Source organism: Pseudomonas sp. Bout1 (genome assembly GCF_034314165.1).
GTDB lineage: Bacteria > Pseudomonadota > Gammaproteobacteria > Pseudomonadales > Pseudomonadaceae > Aquipseudomonas.
This window is the reverse complement of the sequence record NZ_JAVIWK010000001.1, coordinates 5,126,733-5,142,152: the sequence shown is the minus strand read 5'-3', so window position 1 is coordinate 5,142,152 and position 15,420 is coordinate 5,126,733. Positions and strand designations below refer to the sequence as shown.

15 protein-coding genes are annotated in these 15,420 nt (G+C 62.1%); 12 read left to right on the top strand and 3 right to left on the bottom strand.

Features of this window, described 5'->3' with window-relative positions:
• Positions 1-135 precede the first annotated feature (135 nt).
• The 9 genes from RGV33_RS23675 (at position 136) to RGV33_RS23635 (ending at position 8,803) form a co-directional block, all read left to right on the top strand.
• Entirely contained in the window at positions 136-1,161 is a 1,026-nt protein-coding gene (locus RGV33_RS23675) for an NAD(P)H-dependent glycerol-3-phosphate dehydrogenase (RefSeq protein ID WP_322146433.1), read from the top strand.
• Positions 1,162-1,168: 7 nt separating this feature from the next.
• Entirely contained in the window at positions 1,169-1,519 is a 351-nt protein-coding gene (locus RGV33_RS23670; protein ID WP_177008480.1) for a DUF4389 domain-containing protein, read from the top strand.
• Complete coding sequence (sixA, locus tag RGV33_RS23665; RefSeq protein ID WP_322146431.1) at positions 1,516-1,965, top strand: phosphohistidine phosphatase SixA; 450 nt, start codon at positions 1,516-1,518, stop codon at positions 1,963-1,965. Before RGV33_RS23670 ends, sixA begins: the two co-directional genes overlap by 4 nt.
• Positions 1,966-2,845: 880 nt before the next feature.
• Complete coding sequence (locus RGV33_RS23660; RefSeq protein WP_322146428.1) at positions 2,846-4,513, top strand: AMP-binding protein; 1,668 nt, start codon at positions 2,846-2,848, stop codon at positions 4,511-4,513.
• A 31-nt stretch (positions 4,514-4,544) separates the two neighbouring features.
• Positions 4,545-4,988 (top strand): hotdog fold thioesterase, encoded by a 444-nt coding sequence (locus tag RGV33_RS23655; protein WP_010166324.1) that lies wholly within the window; start codon positions 4,545-4,547, stop codon positions 4,986-4,988.
• A gap of 98 nt (positions 4,989-5,086) precedes the next feature.
• Entirely contained in the window at positions 5,087-5,896 is an 810-nt protein-coding gene (locus tag RGV33_RS23650) for an alpha/beta hydrolase (RefSeq protein WP_322146426.1), read from the top strand.
• Positions 5,893-6,747 carry an alpha/beta hydrolase gene (locus RGV33_RS23645; RefSeq protein ID WP_322146424.1) on the top strand — a complete coding sequence of 285 codons (855 nt, stop codon included), beginning with the start codon at positions 5,893-5,895 and terminating at the stop codon, positions 6,745-6,747. The genes RGV33_RS23650 and RGV33_RS23645 overlap by 4 nt, the downstream gene beginning before the upstream one ends.
• Positions 6,748-6,849: 102 nt before the next feature.
• A complete protein-coding gene (locus RGV33_RS23640; RefSeq protein WP_322146422.1) occupies positions 6,850-7,668 on the top strand; it encodes a DUF4892 domain-containing protein in 819 nt (272 codons plus the stop codon).
• 73 nt (positions 7,669-7,741) lie between these two features.
• The gene (locus RGV33_RS23635; protein ID WP_322146420.1) at positions 7,742-8,803 is read left to right on the top strand and encodes an AI-2E family transporter; all 1,062 of its coding nucleotides are present in this window, start codon (positions 7,742-7,744) and stop codon (positions 8,801-8,803) included.
• 45 nt (positions 8,804-8,848) lie between these two features.
• On the opposite strand, the gene RGV33_RS23630 is transcribed toward RGV33_RS23635, so the two are convergent.
• Positions 8,849-9,886, bottom strand: a complete 1,038-nt coding sequence (locus RGV33_RS23630) for a sensor histidine kinase (RefSeq protein ID WP_322146418.1) — start codon at positions 9,884-9,886, stop codon at positions 8,849-8,851.
• Positions 9,886-10,650, bottom strand: a complete 765-nt coding sequence (locus RGV33_RS23625) for a response regulator transcription factor (RefSeq protein WP_322148727.1) — start codon at positions 10,648-10,650, stop codon at positions 9,886-9,888. The genes RGV33_RS23630 and RGV33_RS23625 overlap by 1 nt, the downstream gene beginning before the upstream one ends.
• 290 nt (positions 10,651-10,940) lie before the next feature.
• Between RGV33_RS23625 and pyrF the strand changes: the two genes are divergently transcribed.
• Positions 10,941-11,639 carry an orotidine-5'-phosphate decarboxylase gene (gene pyrF, locus RGV33_RS23620; RefSeq protein ID WP_149411479.1) on the top strand — a complete coding sequence of 233 codons (699 nt, stop codon included), beginning with the start codon at positions 10,941-10,943 and terminating at the stop codon, positions 11,637-11,639.
• A 128-nt stretch (positions 11,640-11,767) separates the two neighbouring features.
• Here the strand turns inward: pyrF and RGV33_RS23615 are convergent, their stop codons facing one another.
• Positions 11,768-12,775, bottom strand: coding sequence for an NADP-dependent oxidoreductase (locus tag RGV33_RS23615; protein WP_076015253.1), 1,008 nt, complete (start codon positions 12,773-12,775; stop codon positions 11,768-11,770).
• Between the two features lie 226 nt (positions 12,776-13,001).
• Here RGV33_RS23615 and RGV33_RS23610 point away from each other — a divergent pair, with 226 nt between their 5' ends.
• Both RGV33_RS23610 and RGV33_RS23605 read left to right on the top strand, forming a co-directional pair.
• Positions 13,002-13,763 carry an SDR family oxidoreductase gene (locus RGV33_RS23610; protein WP_322146415.1) on the top strand — a complete coding sequence of 254 codons (762 nt, stop codon included), beginning with the start codon at positions 13,002-13,004 and terminating at the stop codon, positions 13,761-13,763.
• A 203-nt stretch (positions 13,764-13,966) separates the two neighbouring features.
• On the top strand, positions 13,967-15,391 hold the full coding sequence (locus tag RGV33_RS23605; RefSeq protein ID WP_322146413.1) for a PLP-dependent aminotransferase family protein: 1,425 nt from the start codon (positions 13,967-13,969) through the stop codon (positions 15,389-15,391).
• The last annotated feature ends 29 nt before the right edge of the window (positions 15,392-15,420 follow it).

The following is a 15,420-nucleotide window of genomic DNA, read 5'->3' as shown; positions in this document are numbered from 1 at the left end:
GTCGTCGGCCCTGTAATTACTTCGCACAAATGTCGCATTTTCCGACAAGCGTTTGAATTGACGCGGGGGCTGGCCGCAGGCGGGTCGCTCCGTATAATGCGGCCATCGCCACTGCTATGGATGAACGGATTGCATATGACTGAACAGCGCCCTATTGCGGTCCTGGGAGGCGGAAGTTTTGGTACCGCCGTGGCTAATCTGCTGGCTGAAAACGGTCACCGGGTGCGTCAATGGATGCGTGACCCCGAGCAAGCCGAGGCCATTCGGGTCAACCGGGAAAACCCCCGTTACCTTAAAGGCATCAAGATTCTGCCCGCCGTGGAGCCGGTGACGGATTTGCTGGCGACGCTGAACGAGTGCGACCTGTGCTTCGTCGCGCTGCCGTCCAGTGCCTTGCGTTCGGTGCTTGCGCCTCATGCCGAACGGCTGGCGGGCAAGCTGCTGGTGAGCCTGACCAAGGGCATTGAGGCGCATACCTTCAAGTTGATGAGCGAAATCCTTGAAGAAATCGCCCCCGAGGCGCGTATTGGCGTGTTGTCCGGGCCGAACCTGGCGCGGGAAGTGGCAGAGCACGCGCTGACGGCCACCGTGATTGCCAGTGAAGACGAGGAACTGTGCGAGCGGGTGCAGGAAGTGCTGCACGGTCGCACCTTCCGCGTGTATGCCAGCGCCGACCGCTTTGGTGTCGAGTTGGGCGGAGCGTTGAAAAACGTCTACGCGATCATCGCCGGCATGGCGGTTGCGCTGGGCATGGGCGAAAACACCAAGAGCATGCTGATCACCCGCGCCTTGGCCGAGATGACGCGCTTTGCGGTCAACCAGGGGGCCAACCCGATGACGTTCCTGGGGCTTGCGGGTGTGGGCGACCTGATCGTTACTTGCTCATCTCCAAAAAGCCGCAACTATCAGGTAGGTTTTGCCCTTGGCCAGGGCTTGAGCCTGGAAGATGCAGTAACGCGCTTGGGCGAAGTGGCCGAAGGCGTCAACACGCTGAAAGTACTGAAGGCCAAGGCTCAGGAAGTTGGGGTGTACATGCCGCTGGTCGCGGGTTTGCACGCGATTTTGTTTGAGGGGCGCACCTTGAACCAGGTGATCGAGTTGCTGATGCGGGCTGAACCTAAAACTGATGTCGATTTTATTTCCACCAGCGGTTTTAACTGAGGAGCGCGTGATGAACGATCCGAAAGCAGCACCCAAATATGAGTCCATCGGCCTGCGTGTTCTGTGGATGCTGGTGTTTGCCCTGGTGTGGCAAGTGGCGCAGTTTCTGCTGGGAGCGTTGGTGGTGGTGCAACTGGTTTACCGCCTGGTGTATGGGGCGCCGAACCTTGGGCTGATGAATTTTGGTGACAGTTTGAGTCAGTTTTTGGCGCAGATTGGGCGGTTTGGCAGTTTTCACAGTGACCAGAAACCTTGGCCGTTTGCTGATTGGCCGACGCCGCGTGCGCCGGAAGGTGAGGCCGCCCACAGTGTGCCGCCTGCGCCGCATCCGGTGCGTGATGAGGAACCGAAGCTATGAAGGTGTGGGTGTTGCGTCACGGTGAGGCCGAGGGGCATGCGCGCACGGATGCCGAGCGTAATTTGACGGCGCATGGGCGTGAGGAGGTTTTGCGCAGTGCGGGGCATCTGATCGGGCAGCCGATTCGGGCGATTATTGCCAGCCCGTATGTGCGGGCGCAGCAGACGGCGCAGTTGGTGCGTGAGGCGTTGGGGTTTGAGCCCGAAATTCGTACGGTGCCCTGGTTGACGCCCGAGAGTAATCCGCTGGAGGTGCTCAAGCATCTCGACAATGACGATGATGTGTTGCTGGTTAGTCATCAGCCGTTTGTGGGGGGGCTGATCAGTTATTTGCAGCATGGGCATTTGCGGCAGCCGCAGCCTATGAGTACGGCGAGTTTGGCTGAGTTGGAGGGGGATTTTCCGTTGGCGGGGTTGATGAGTCTTCTGGGTGTTCGGAATTCTTAGGCTGGGGGTATATCCGTTATTCAGGTAACGGCTGATATGGGTTCCGCTCTTACAGCGGGTCACTTTTGAAAAGCGCAAAAGTAACCAAAACGCTCTGCCCCGCCTGTCGGCACCTCGCTTAGGCTCGGTGTTCCCTCACTCCGGCATTGCTCCGCGGGCCGCCGCGACGGCCCGTCCCTGGCCCGTCGCGGCTAAACCGGCGTCCTGCCGGTTTACCCGCTCCTCAATCCCTGCGTTCGGCCTCGGGCTGAATGGGGCAGTCAGATCCAGATCACAAGCAAGATCAAGTGCACGGCGGCCTGAAAGCCGACCTGAGTGTTAAAAGCCAAGGCAAAAGCTGTAGGAGCTGGCTTGCCGGCGATGCAGGCGACTCGTTCTTTCAGATACACAGAGGCGATGCCATCGCAGGCAAGCCAGCTCCTACATTTGAACCGTGCCCGCGTTAGCTTTTGATCTGGCTTTTAACACTCAAGCCGGCCTGTAGGCCGCTGTGTTCTTGATCTGCTTGTGAACTTGATCTTAGGCGCCCCGTCAACCACGCTGGCCGAACGCAGGTATTACGGAGCGGGTAAACCGGCAGGACGCCGGTTTAGCCGCGACGGGGCAGGGACGCCCCGTCGCGGCGGCCCGCGGAGTAATGCCGGAGCTGAGGGCACACCGAGCCTAAGCGAGGTGCCGAGTGGTGGGGCAAGAGCCTTTTGGTTACTTTTGGGCTCCTTTCAAAAGTGACCCGCCGTAAGGGCGGAACCCATCTAAGCCATCACCCAAATAACGGACATACCCCCAAAACGGCAGAACTTGCACCCCCCGCGCGCCCGTGAAATAGTCCACCCAAGCAAGTGCTTGGTTGGCTACCATCGGAACACCAAGGAGCGCGTCCATGTCTGTCGCTATTCGTTTGCCGCTGCAAGTCTTCTTCGACCGCGAAACCCGCCACCCCCGGCAGCGATTCCTGGTACAGCCCATCAAAGGTGGCGAGGTCCAAACCCTCACCTGGGCCGAGGTCGGCCACCAAGCCCGCTGCGCCGCCCGATGGCTGCGAGCCCGCGACCTGCCCCAGGGCTCCCACATCGCCCTGATCTCGAAGAATTGCGCCCACTGGATCATCGCCGACCTCGCCATCTGGATGGCCGGCCACGTCTCCGTGCCGCTCTACCCCAACCTCACCGCCGACTCCGTTGCCCACGTTCTGGCGCATTCCGAAGCAGCATTGGCGTTTATCGGCAAACTGGACGACTGGCCCGCCATGTCTGCTGGCGTCATGGCCGGCTTGCCCACCATTAGCCTGCCTCTGTGCCCCGAAGGAGAATTCGATTTCACTTGGGCCGACCTGCAAACCTACTCACCGATCCAGGACAACCCCGCCCCCGCAGCATCCGATTTAGCCACCATCATCTATACCTCCGGCACCACCGGCCTGCCCAAGGGCGTGATGCACAGCTTCGGCGCCCTGGCCTTCGCGGCCATCCGCGGCACGCAATTGTTCGGCCTGGGCGAGGGCGATCGCCTGCTGTCCTACCTGCCGCTGTGCCACGTGGCCGAGCGCATGTTTGTGGAAATGGCCTCGATCTATACCGGGCAAACGGTCTTTTTCGCCGAGAGCCTCGATACTTTTCTTACAGACCTTAAGCGGGCAAGGCCGACAGCGTTGTTCGGCGTACCGCGCATCTGGACCAAGTTCCAGATGGGCGTCTACAGCAAACTCCCCGCAAGCCGCCTCGACACCCTGTTGCGCCTGCCTTTTATCGGTAAACGTGTCGGCCACAAAGTGCTCGCCGGGCTCGGCCTGGACGCTGTGCGTGTGGCGATCTCCGGTGCAGCCCCGGTGCCTGAAGCCCTGTTGCTCTGGTATCGCCGGCTCGGGCTGGACGTGCTGGAGGTGTATGGCATGACCGAAAGCTGCGGTTATTCCCACGTGTGCCGCCCCGGCCAGCAGAAACTTGGCTGGATCGGCCCTCCATGCCCGGACGTCGAAGTGCGCATCGCAGACGATGGCGAAGTGCAGGTGCGCAGCGGCGCAACCATGCTCGGTTATTTCAAGGACCCGGCAAAAACCGCCGAGACCATCACCGCCGACGGCTTCCTGCGTACCGGCGACAAGGGCGAGCAGGGCGCCGATGGTCGCTTGCGGCTGACCGGGCGGCTCAAGGAAATCTTCAAGACCAGTAAAGGCAAATACGTCGCTCCGGCGCCGATAGAGAACCGCCTCGCCGAGCATGCGCGCATCGAGCAGGTGTGCGTGGTGGGCGATGGCTTGAGCGCGCCCATGGGCCTGTGCGTGTTATCCGAAGTGGGCCTGCAAGATGCCGCAGGCCTTGGGCGCCAGGCGTTGCAGGGCAGCCTCGAACGCCTGCTGGAAGAGGTCAACCAACTGCTGGATAAACATGAGCGCTTGCGCCAACTGGTGGTGGTGAAAGACAGTTGGGCGGTGGAGAACGGTTTCCTCACGCCGACCTTGAAGATCAAGCGCAACGTGATTGAATCAGTCTACGGGTCGCAGTTCCTGGCCTGGAGCGAGCGCTCCGAGGCCGTGCTGTGGCAGGATTGAGCACTGACATAAAACCAATAAGGACCGATCAATGAGCCTGTGGCGCACCCAACCCAACATCGAACAACTCAATGCCATCCAGAAAAACACCATTGGTGAAGTGCTGGACATTCGCTTTGAAAGCGCTGACGACGAGTCCCTGACCGCCAGCATGGTGATCGACCACCGCACTCATCAACCCTACGGCCTGCTGCACGGCGGCGCGTCGGTAGTGCTGGCAGAAACCGTGGGCTCAATGGCCAGTTACCTGTGCATCGACGCCAGCAAGTTTTATTGCGTGGGGCTGGAGATCAATGCCAACCACCTGCGCGGTTTGCGCAGCGGGCGGGTAACTGCGGTGGCCAAGCCGATTCATATCGGGCGCACCACCCACGTGTGGGACATCCGCCTGACCAGCGATGAAGGCAAGGCCAGTTGCGTGTCGCGCCTGACCATGGCCGTGGTGCCGCTGGGCGAGAACCCGCCGGCTCGATAGGCGTGGCGTGAGTGTCATCATTCCTGGCAGTTACAGTCATTGCCGTGACTGCCCGGTCTGGGGAGAATCAACGCTCTGTTTATGGTGATGGATCAGGTATGTCGCAGCACGTGTTTTTCGCTCACGCCAATGGCTTTCCTTCGGCGACCTACGGCAAATTGTTTGCCGCCCTGGCCCCGGAGTACGCCGTCGCGCATTTGCCGCAACACGGCCACGACCCCAGATTCCCGGTGGATGACAACTGGCAGAACCTGGTGGACGAACTGATCCATCACCTTGAGCAACAACCCGAGCCGGTGTGGGGCGTGGGCCATTCGTTGGGTGGCGTGTTGCACTTGCATGCGGCCCTGCGTTGCCCACAGTTGTATCGCGGCGTGGTGATGCTCGATTCCCCGGTGCTGACCCTGGCCGATCGCTGGGTGATCCGTGCGGCCAAGCGCTTCGGCTTCATCGACCGGCTTACCCCGGCGGGCCGCACCCTGGGCCGTCGTGAAGAGTTCGCAGACCTGGCGGCAGCCCGCCAGTATTTCGCCGGCAAAACCCTGTTTCGTGGCTTTGACCCCGAGTGTTTCGACGCTTACCTGCAGCACGGCCTGGAACCTGTGGGTGACCGCCTGCGCCTGCGCTTTGATCCGGCCACCGAGATCAGCATCTATCGCGGCGTGCCCCACACCAGCCCAGGTCAGGCCCGGCAATTGAAGGTGCCGCTGGCGGTAGTGCGCGGCCGCCAGAGCCGGGTGGTGATGCGCCACCATGCCAGCGGCGTAGGGCGCATGCCCATGGGCGAAATGCTGACCATGCCTGGCGGCCACATGTTTCCCCTCGAACGTCCACAGGACACTGCCACGTTGATCAAGAACCTGTTTGCCCGCTGGGAAGCCCGCCAACGCGAGCGCAGTTGCGCATGACCGCGCCTGTCGAAGAAGTGCGCCTGGCCTTGCCGCATATCGAGTTGGCGGCGCATCTGTTTGGCCCCGAAGACGGCCTGCCGGTCATTGCCTTGCATGGCTGGCTGGACAACGCCAACAGCTTCGCCCGCCTGGCGCCAAAGCTCACGGGCCTGCGTATTGTGGCCCTGGACATGGCGGGCCACGGTCACTCGGCTCATCGCCCTGTCGGTGCCGGTTATTCGCTGTGGGATTACGTCCACGATGTGCTGCAAGTGGCTGAACAGCTTGGTTGGAAACGTTTTGCATTACTTGGCCACTCCCTCGGCGCCATCGTTTCCCTGGTGTTGGCCGGGGCCTTGCCGGAGCGGGTGACGCACCTGGGATTGATCGACGGCGTGATCCCGCCGACCGGCACCGCAGACAACGCCGCCGAACGCCTTGGCATGGCGTTGCAGGCGCAGTTGGCCCTGCAAGACAAGCGCAAGCCGGTATACGGCACCCTCGATCGCGCCGTGGAAGCGCGCATGAAAGGCGTGGTAGCGGTGAGCCGCGAAGCCGCTGAACTGCTGGCCCAGCGCGGCCTCATGCCGGTACCGGGCGGTTATACCTGGCGCAGCGACAGCCGTCTGACCCTGGCCTCCCCCATGCGCCTGACAGAAGAACAGGCGATGGCCTTCGTGCGCCGAGTCGGCTGTCCGACACAACTGGTGGTCGCCGAAGACGGCATGTTGGCGAAACATTCCGAATTGCTTTCCGGGCTTCCATTCGAGGTGACCACGCTGCCTGGTGGCCACCATTTGCACCTGAACGACGAAGCTGGGGCTACCCTTGTTGCAGACTGTTTCAATCGGTTCTTCTCCACGCCTTGACTTGGCGGGGTCAACTGCCGAGGCTGGGCGGATCGAAAGGGAGTCAACCATGAACGATCTCAGCACCGCAGCGCACCCCAATGGCCAGGGCGCACTGATCCGATGAGTATGCCGAAAGGATTTATCCGTATCCTGGGGCTGTGCTGTTTCAGCCCGCTGGTGTTCGCCGCCGACGTACCGGGCAGCCAGGACTTGCCCGCCGTCGCCCGTCAGGTCGACGCGCAGATCGTCGACTACCGCCCCGCCGAAGAGAAAGAACGCATCTACCCGCTGGGCTCGATCCGCAAGATCAGCGGCCAACTGCGCTATGAAGGCCAGGCCACCGCGCGCGGCCAAACCACTGCCATTACCTACGAACTGCCGCCCGAACACACCTCCAGTGCCGCCTTTACTGCCACCCGTGAAGCCTTGCAGGCCCAGGGTGCGCAATTGCTGTTCTGGTGCCAGGCCCGTGATTGCGGCGAAAGCAGCCTGTGGGCCAATGAAGTGTTTGGCAACGCCAAACTGGTGGGCGCCGACGGCCAGCAGGAATACCTGTTGCTGCGCCTGGCAGCGCCTCAGGACAACTCATTGGTTGCGCTGTACGGCATCACCCGGGGCAATCGCCGGGCATATCTGCATGTAGAGCAACTGGACGCCAGCGCACCACTGGGCGACTTGCTGCCGACCTCCGCCACGCTGCTGAGGGAACTGAAAAGCACCGGCGAGCTGGACTTTCCCAAGTTGGGCGCCGAACCTGACGCCACCTGGCTCACGCTTATTTCCCGTGGGTTGAACCTGGATGCCACCTTGCGGGTCAGTTTGACCGGGCCCACCGCCGAGGCATGGCGCCAGGGCTTGATCGATCAGGGCGTACGCGCCGCTCGCCTGGAAACCGGCACCGCCGAAGCTAAAGGCTTGCACCTGCATCTGATACGCTGACCGTTCCAGGGCGAACGGACCCGCGCCGTTCGCCTAAGCTCTTCCTCTTACAGACTTCTTTTCGAGAAACCACATGCTCAATAACGATCGCCTGCTGGTGCAGATCCTGCTGCTGGTGTTGTTTGGTGCCAGCTTCTGGGTGATGGCGCCGTTCTGGTCGGCGCTGTTCTGGGGGGCGGTGCTGGCATTTGCCAGTTGGCCGGTCATGCGCGTGCTCACGCGTTGGCTGGGCGGGCGTGAGTCCCTGGCGGCCGGAATCCTGACCCTGGTCTGGATGCTGTTAGTGGCGTTACCGCTGGTATGGCTGGGGTTCAACCTGGCCGACCATGTGCGCGATGCCGTGGGCCTGATCAAGGATATCCAGGTGGACGGCTTGCCAGAGGCGCCCACTTGGCTTGGCTCCATTCCGTTTGTTGGCGAGCGATTAGTGGCGATGTGGGACAGCATCGACCAGCAGGGCGCGGCGCTGATGGTCACCCTCAAGCCGTACCTGGGGCAGGTTGGCAACTGGTTGCTGGCCCGCAGCGCACAGATCGGCGGTGGCATCCTGGAGCTGACCCTGAGCCTGGTGTTCGTGTTCTTTTTCTACCGGGACGGGCCGCGTCTGGCGATGTTTGTGCATCGCCTGCTGGAGCGCCTGATCGGCGAACGGGCCGGTTACTACATCGAACTGGTGGCGGGCACCGTGCAACGGGTGGTCAACGGTGTGATCGGCACTGCAGCCGCCCAAGCCTTGCTGGCGCTGATCGGCTTCTGGATTGCCGGTGTGCCGGGGGCGCTGGTGCTGGGCATCGTGACGTTCCTGCTCAGCCTGATTCCCATGGGCCCGCCGCTGATCTGGATCCCGGCCACCGCGTGGCTGGCCTGGAAGGGCGACTACACCTATGCGGTGTTTCTCGGGGTGTGGGGTACGTTCATCATCAGCGGCGTGGACAACGTGCTCAAGCCATACCTGATCAGCCGTGGCGGCAACCTGCCGCTGGTGATCGTGCTGCTGGGGGTGTTTGGCGGGTTGATTGCGTTTGGCTTCATCGGCCTGTTCATCGGCCCGACGTTGCTGGCGGTGGCGTATAGCTTGCTGACCGACTGGAGCGCCAGCCAGGCTCAGGTTCGGCGCGAAGATAAAACCGGCTGATTGGCGAAGGGTCTGAGCCAACTCCCACATTGGCTTGGGTATGGCTCAAGCCCTGGGCAGCCACATCACTGCCGTCAGGCCACCGCCATGGGTTTCCTCCAGGTTCAGCCGCCCACCGAGGCGCTCAACCGCTTCCTTGGAAATGGTCATGCCCAGGCCCACGCCGCCGGAGTTACGGTTGCGCGAGCCTTCCAGCCGATAAAACGGCTCAAACACCGCTTCACGTTTATCCGCCGCAATCCCCGGCCCATGATCGATCACCTTGATCACCAGCGCCTGCGGGCTGTCTGCCAGTTCGATGCGCGCCGTGCCGGCATACCGCAAGGCATTGTCGATCAGGTTATTGAGGCAGGAGCGCAGGGCCATCGGTTGCACCTGCAGCGGCGTGCATGCACCACTGCATTGCACGTCGGAGCCCCGGTCCTGGGCGTTTTCACTCAAGGATTCCACCAGCGCCTGCACATCCAGCCAATGCCGGGTTTCGCTGGTGCGTTGCTCGTGCAGGTAGCTCAGGGTGGCGTCGAGCATGCCGATCATGTCGTCCAGGTCCTGGCGCATCTGGCCTTGCAGCTTGGTGTCTTCGATCTGTTCCAGGCGCAGCTTGAGCCGTGACAGCGGTGTGCGCAGGTCGTGGGACACGGCGCCAAGCATGCGGGCGCGCTGGGTGACCTGTTCGCGGATGCGCTTTTGCATCAGGTTGAAGGTCGACGCCGCTTGCCGCGCTTCCCGTGGGCCGGACTCATTTAATGGCGGGCTGTCCAGATCCAGGCTCAGGCGCTCGGCTGCGGCGCTCAGGCGCTGGATCGGCCGGCTGAGTAACTTGGCGCCGTACCAGGCGGCGACGATCAGCGAAATGAACTGGAAGGTCAGCGGTACCACAGGCCCACCGAACCACGGACGACGATGCTCCTTGGGCATGGGCGTCAGGGTGCCGTCCGGTTGCTCGATGAAGGTCTCGTGGGGCGGTGGCGGCGGCGGACCGTAGTGGTGAAACCAGAAAATTGCCAGCACATGGGCCAGCACAATCGCCACCAGCAACACACCGAACAGCCGCCCGAACAGGGTGTTGAAGGCGTTGCGCATCAGCCGATATCCCGGGCGTCGAACAGGTAGCCTTCGCCGCGCACGGTCTTGATCAACTGCGGAGCCTTGGGGTCATCCCCAAGCTTTTGTCGCAGGCGCGACACCAGCAGGTCGATGCTGCGATCAAACGCCTCGATGGAGCGACCGCGTGCCGCGTCCAGCAACTGTTCGCGACTCAGCACCCGACGTGGGCGTTCGATGAATACCCACAGCAAACGGAACTCGGCGTTGGACAGCGGCACCACCAGGCCGTCGTCGGCCACCAGTTGGCGCAGCACGCTGTTGAGGCGCCAGTTGTCGAAGCGGATATTTGCGCGTTGCTCGGTGCGGTCATCACGCACCCGGCGCAGGATGGTCTGGATGCGTGCCACCAGCTCACGGGGCTCGAAGGGCTTGGACATGTAGTCGTCGGCCCCCAGTTCCAGGCCGATGATGCGGTCGGTGGGTTCGCAGCGGGCGGTGAGCATCAGGATCGGGATGTCCGATTCCGCCCGCAGCCAGCGGCACAGTGACAAACCGTCTTCGCCGGGCAGCATCAGGTCGAGCACCACCACGTCGAAGGTTTCGGCTTGCATGGCCTGGCGCATGGCGGCGCCATCGGTCACGCCGCTGGCGAGGATATTGAAGCGTGCCAGGTAATCGATCAGCAGTTCGCGGATCGGCAGGTCGTCGTCGACGATCAGCGCGCGAGTGTTCCAGCGCTTGTCGTCACCCGGGAGCGAGCCTTTTTGATCGTCATTCAGCACAGGAGTCAGGGTTTGCATGGTGCGATCATCTACCTGGTTGGCCGCCGGGCCGAAGGTCGGCGGCGAGGTTGTTGCGTTCAGCATAGGCGCCCAGCCTCGGGGCTGGAAGTTCTGTACGGCGGTTCACGTGTGCGAGGCTAATCTTTGGGGGTATTGCAGGCATGTCGGGAATGTATCGGTTTTGACACAATTGCCTGAAGGCCCGCAATCTGGCGGCTAAATCGTTAATTACCGATCATCGGATCCCGCAAACGCGCTGCTTGCGCTACAATCCGCGCCGATTTCGACTTGCCTGAGAGCCCATTCCAATGTCCGTCTGCCAGACTCCTATCATCGTCGCCCTGGATTACCCCACCCGTGACGCCGCACTGAAGCTGGCTGACCAGTTGGACCCCAAGCTGTGCCGCGTCAAGGTTGGCAAGGAACTGTTCACCAGTTGCGCCGCAGAAATTGTCGGCACGTTGCGTGACAAAGGCTTCGAGGTGTTCCTCGACCTGAAATTCCACGACATCCCTAACACCACCGCGATGGCCGTCAAGGCTGCCGCCGAAATGGGCGTGTGGATGGTCAACGTACACTGCTCCGGCGGTTTGCGCATGATGGCCGCTTGCCGTGAAGTTCTCGATCAGCGCAGCGGCCCCAAGCCGCTGTTGATTGGCGTGACCGTGCTGACCAGCATGGAACGGGAAGACCTGGCCGGCATCGGCCTGGACATCGAGCCACAGGAACAAGTGTTGCGCCTTGCCGCGCTGGCGCAAAAGGCTGGCCTGGACGGCCTGGTGTGTTCGGCGCTGGAAGCCCAGGCGCTGAAGGCGGCCCACCCGTCGCTGCAACTGGTGACCCCCGGGATTCGCCCGGCGGGCAGCGCCCAGGATGACCAGCGGCGCATCCTCACGCCGCGCCAGGCCCTGGACGCCGGTTCCGATTACCTGGTGATCGGTCGCCCGATCAGCCAGGCGGCCGACCCGGCCAAGGCACTGGCGGCGGTGGTTGCCGAGATCGCCTGACTAAAGCGGCCACGGCCTCTGTGGGGGCTGGCTTGCCTGCGATAGCATCGCCTCGGTATCACTGAAACACCGAGTCGCCTGCATCGTGGGCAAGGCTGGCTCCCACATTAATCGTGTGTGCAGAACGGTCAGCTGACTTTCAGTACCAATTTCCCAAAGTTCTCGCCGTTGAACAGCTTCATCAATGTTTCCGGGAACGTCTCCAGCCCCTCGACAATATCTTCCTTGCTCTTGAGCTTTCCCTGAGCCATCCAGCCGGCCATCTCCTGCCCGGCGGCGGCAAAATTCGCCGCGTGGTCCATCACCACGAACCCTTCCATGCGCGCACGATTGACCAGCAATGACAGGTAGTTGGCCGGCCCTTTCACGGCTTCCTTATTGTTGTACTGGCTGATGGCGCCGCAGATCACCACGCGCGCTTTCAACGCCAGGCGGCTGAGTACCGCGTCGAGAATGTCTCCGCCAACGTTATCGAAATACACGTCCACACCTTTCGGGCATTCGCGCTTGAGGCCGGCATGCACGTCCTCGTTCTTGTAGTCGATGGCCGCATCAAAACCCAGCTCATCCACCAGGAACTTGCATTTGTCGGCACCGCCGGCAATGCCCACCACGCGGCAGCCCTTGATCTTGGCAATCTGCCCGGCAATGCTGCCCACCGCACCGGCCGCGCCGGAAATCACCACGGTATCGCCGGCCTTGGGTGCACCGGTGTCCAGCAGGGCGAAGTAGGCCGTCATGCCGGTCATCCCCAACGCTGATAGATAGCGCGGCAAAGGTGCCAGTTTCGGGTCGACCTTGTAGAAACCTCGCGGCTCGCCGAGGAAGTAATCCTGCACGCCCAGGGCGCCATTGACGTAATCCCCCACGGCAAATTTCGGGTTGTTCGAAGCGATCACCTTGCCTACGCCCAAGGCGCGCATGACTTCGCCGATACCTACTGGCGGAATGTAGGATTTGCCCTCGTTCATCCAGCCACGCATGGCCGGGTCCAAAGACAGGTATTCGTTGTGCACCAGCACCTGGCCGTCCTGGGGCGTGCCCACCGGCACTTCCTGGTAGGTGAAGGTGTCCCGCGTGGCAGCGCCGACCGGGCGTTTGGCGAGCAGGAATTGGCGGTTGGTCTGGGCAGTCATGGCAGGGACTCTTGAGAAGTGGACCTTGAGTGATAGACCCTTCGGGCCGCACCGGCAAGGTTCGCGGGCACTGCGAATGCCCGTCGATCCACTGTGATGATAGTGGCGCCGGTGCCGTTATCACTGCGGCTCATGGTTCGCCAACCGGGGGTTTGATAGTGCTGCCACGCCCATGGCGGCGCTGGCTAGACTGGGGTCATCCAGCCTCCCATCGAAGGACATCAGCATGAGCATGACATTTTCCGGCCAGGTCGCCCTGGTGACCGGCGCGGCCGCCGGCATCGGCCGCGCCACCGCGCTGGCGTTCGCCGCTGAAGGCTTGAAAGTCGTGGTCGCCGACCTGGATGTGGCGGGCGGCGAGGGCACCGTGGCGCTGATTCATCAGGCCGGTGGCGAAGCGGTGTTTGTGCGCTGCAATGTCACCCTTGAGGCAGATGTACAGCAGTTGATGCAGCACACCGTGGCCGCCTATGGCCGCCTGGACTACGCGTTCAACAATGCCGGGATCGAGATCGAGAAGGGCAAGTTGGCCGACGGCAGCCTGGACGAGTTCGACGCAATCATGGGCGTCAACGTCAAGGGTGTGTGGTTGTGCATGAAGTATCAATTGCCGTTGCTGCTGGCTCAGGGCGGTGGTGCCATCGTCAACACCGCGTCGGTGGCTGGCCTCGGGGCCGCGCCGAAGATGAGTATCTACGCCGCGTCCAAGCACGCGGTGATCGGCCTGACCAAATCGGCGGCGATCGAGTACGCGAAAAAGAAAATTCGCGTCAACGCAGTATGCCCGGCAGTGATCGACACCGATATGTTCCGCCGTGCCTATGAGGCCGACCCGCGCAAAGCCGAATTTGCTGCCGCCATGCACCCGGTCGGGCGTATCGGCAAGGTCGAGGAAATCGCCAGCGCCGTGCTTTATCTGTGCAGCGACGGTGCGGCATTTACCACAGGCCAGGCATTGGCGGTGGACGGTGGTGCAACGGCGATTTAGGAACTGGCGCTGATACCATTCAGAAAAGCGTTGGAGGCGCTGTGAGGCTTTTCCGCAGGTGGCCAGATGCCTTGGTTGAATGTGTATCAGTAGGTAAATAATTCAATTAAATCAATGATTTAATAAATGTTCACCACGGCTGTCATCGAGCTTCTGTGCTTAACTGGTTTGGGTTAAATGACAACAGTTTAAGTGAGTGGCTCATGGATTTAGGGATCGATCGACAAGCCCTTGTACCGGTGGTGCAGCAAATCGTCAGCGCGTTGGCCGCCTGGATTCGCGAGAGCGGGGCCAGCCCGGGGACGCGGTTGCCCTCGGTGCGGCAACTGGCCCGCGACAACCTGCTCAGTCAGTCCAGCGTCATTGAGGCGTTTGAGCGGATGGTTGCCCAGGGCGTGCTGGCCTCCAGGCACGGTGCGGGTTTCTTCGTGGCCGAGCCTTGCACCGTCAAAGGTCCGAGTAGCGAAAACCAATGGTATGAGGGGGCCGAGTCCGGGTGGGGCGTCTTCACCGACAATCAACTGGGTGAGTTGAAGCTGGGGTGCGGTTGGCTGCCGGACACCTGGCGCGAGAGCGATGACATCAGCTACGCGATTCGTGAAGTCACCCGTACTGATACTGCCGCCGTCTTTAACTACAGCACCCCGCTGGGCTTACCGGCCCTGCGCGAACAGTTGCTCAAGCGCCTGTCCCACATCCACGTTGCAACCCAGGTCGACCATATCCTCACCACCCAGGGCGCAAGTCACGCCCAGGACCTGCTGATACGTACGCTGCTCAAGGCCGGCGACACCGTGGTGGTAGAAAGCCCAGGGTACGGCAACCTCTACCGTTTACTGGCGTTCCACGGCATCAAGCTGCTGGAAGTGCCGCGCACACGTGGCGGCCCGGACATGCCTGCACTGGAGGCGCTGTTACGCGGGCACCGGCCCAAGTGCCTGTTCATTAACAGCCTGTATCACAACCCGACCGGTACCAGCCTGTCCTTGCCGGTGGCCGAGCGTTTGTTGCAACTGGCCCATTCCCAGGGCTTTTTCATTGTCGAGGAAGACGTCTTCGGCGACCTGCAACCTGCCACGTGCACCCGGCTGTCGGCGTTGCCCCACGAGGACCGGGTGATCTATATCTCGAGCTTCTCCAAGACCCTCAGCAGCGCCTTGCGCGTGGGGTATCTAACGGCCAGCGGGGCGATCATTGCGCAACTGGCCAGGGTCAAGACCCTGACCGGCATCGGCACGTCGCGGTTTGCCGAGGCGGTGGTGGCGACGTTGCTGGCCAACGGCACCTACCGCAAGTGGGTGCACCGCCTGCGCCGACGCCTGGGCGCGGAAATGGCCATGACCCTGCAGGTGCTGGAAGACGAGGAGTGGGAGGTGTTTGCGGTGCCGGCGGGTGGCATGTTCCTGTGGGCGCGCCCTGGCGTGGGTGACTGCTCGACGTTGCAGGCACGGGCTCGTCGGCTGGGGGTATTGCTGTCGCCGGGGGCGCTTTTCAGCCCGACGGGCGAACACAGCGACTGGCTGCGCATCAACGTAGCCTATGCTGCTGATCGGCGCGCCCTCGCGCTGTTCAAGGCCATGGGTCCGGCAGGATCGACCTCTACCATTCTGAAAACGACGAGGATGTAGCTTTTTGCCATTATTGTGGCGCCAAACGC

Excerpts from the sequence above, each read along its gene's own strand:
- RGV33_RS23650 (WP_322146426.1), top strand. The coding sequence starts at position 5,087 with ATGTCGCAGCACGTGTTTTTCGCTCACGCCAATGGCTTTCCTTCGGCG.
- RGV33_RS23645 (WP_322146424.1), top strand. The coding sequence starts at position 5,893 with ATGACCGCGCCTGTCGAAGAAGTGCGCCTGGCCTTGCCGCATATCGAG.
- RGV33_RS23605 (WP_322146413.1), top strand. The coding sequence starts at position 13,967 with ATGGATTTAGGGATCGATCGACAAGCCCTTGTACCGGTGGTGCAGCAA.
- RGV33_RS23640 (WP_322146422.1), top strand. The coding sequence starts at position 6,850 with ATGAGTATGCCGAAAGGATTTATCCGTATCCTGGGGCTGTGCTGTTTC.
- RGV33_RS23615 (WP_076015253.1), bottom strand. The coding sequence starts at position 12,775 with ATGACTGCCCAGACCAACCGCCAATTCCTGCTCGCCAAACGCCCGGTC.
- RGV33_RS23635 (WP_322146420.1), top strand. The coding sequence starts at position 7,742 with ATGCTCAATAACGATCGCCTGCTGGTGCAGATCCTGCTGCTGGTGTTG.
- RGV33_RS23625 (WP_322148727.1), bottom strand. The coding sequence starts at position 10,650 with ATGCAAACCCTGACTCCTGTGCTGAATGACGATCAAAAAGGCTCGCTC.
- RGV33_RS23675 (WP_322146433.1), top strand. The coding sequence starts at position 136 with ATGACTGAACAGCGCCCTATTGCGGTCCTGGGAGGCGGAAGTTTTGGT.
- RGV33_RS23610 (WP_322146415.1), top strand. The coding sequence starts at position 13,002 with ATGAGCATGACATTTTCCGGCCAGGTCGCCCTGGTGACCGGCGCGGCC.
- pyrF (WP_149411479.1), top strand. The coding sequence starts at position 10,941 with ATGTCCGTCTGCCAGACTCCTATCATCGTCGCCCTGGATTACCCCACC.
- RGV33_RS23660 (WP_322146428.1), top strand. The coding sequence starts at position 2,846 with ATGTCTGTCGCTATTCGTTTGCCGCTGCAAGTCTTCTTCGACCGCGAA.
- RGV33_RS23630 (WP_322146418.1), bottom strand. The coding sequence starts at position 9,886 with ATGCGCAACGCCTTCAACACCCTGTTCGGGCGGCTGTTCGGTGTGTTG.
- RGV33_RS23655 (WP_010166324.1), top strand. The coding sequence starts at position 4,545 with ATGAGCCTGTGGCGCACCCAACCCAACATCGAACAACTCAATGCCATC.
- sixA (WP_322146431.1), top strand. The coding sequence starts at position 1,516 with ATGAAGGTGTGGGTGTTGCGTCACGGTGAGGCCGAGGGGCATGCGCGC.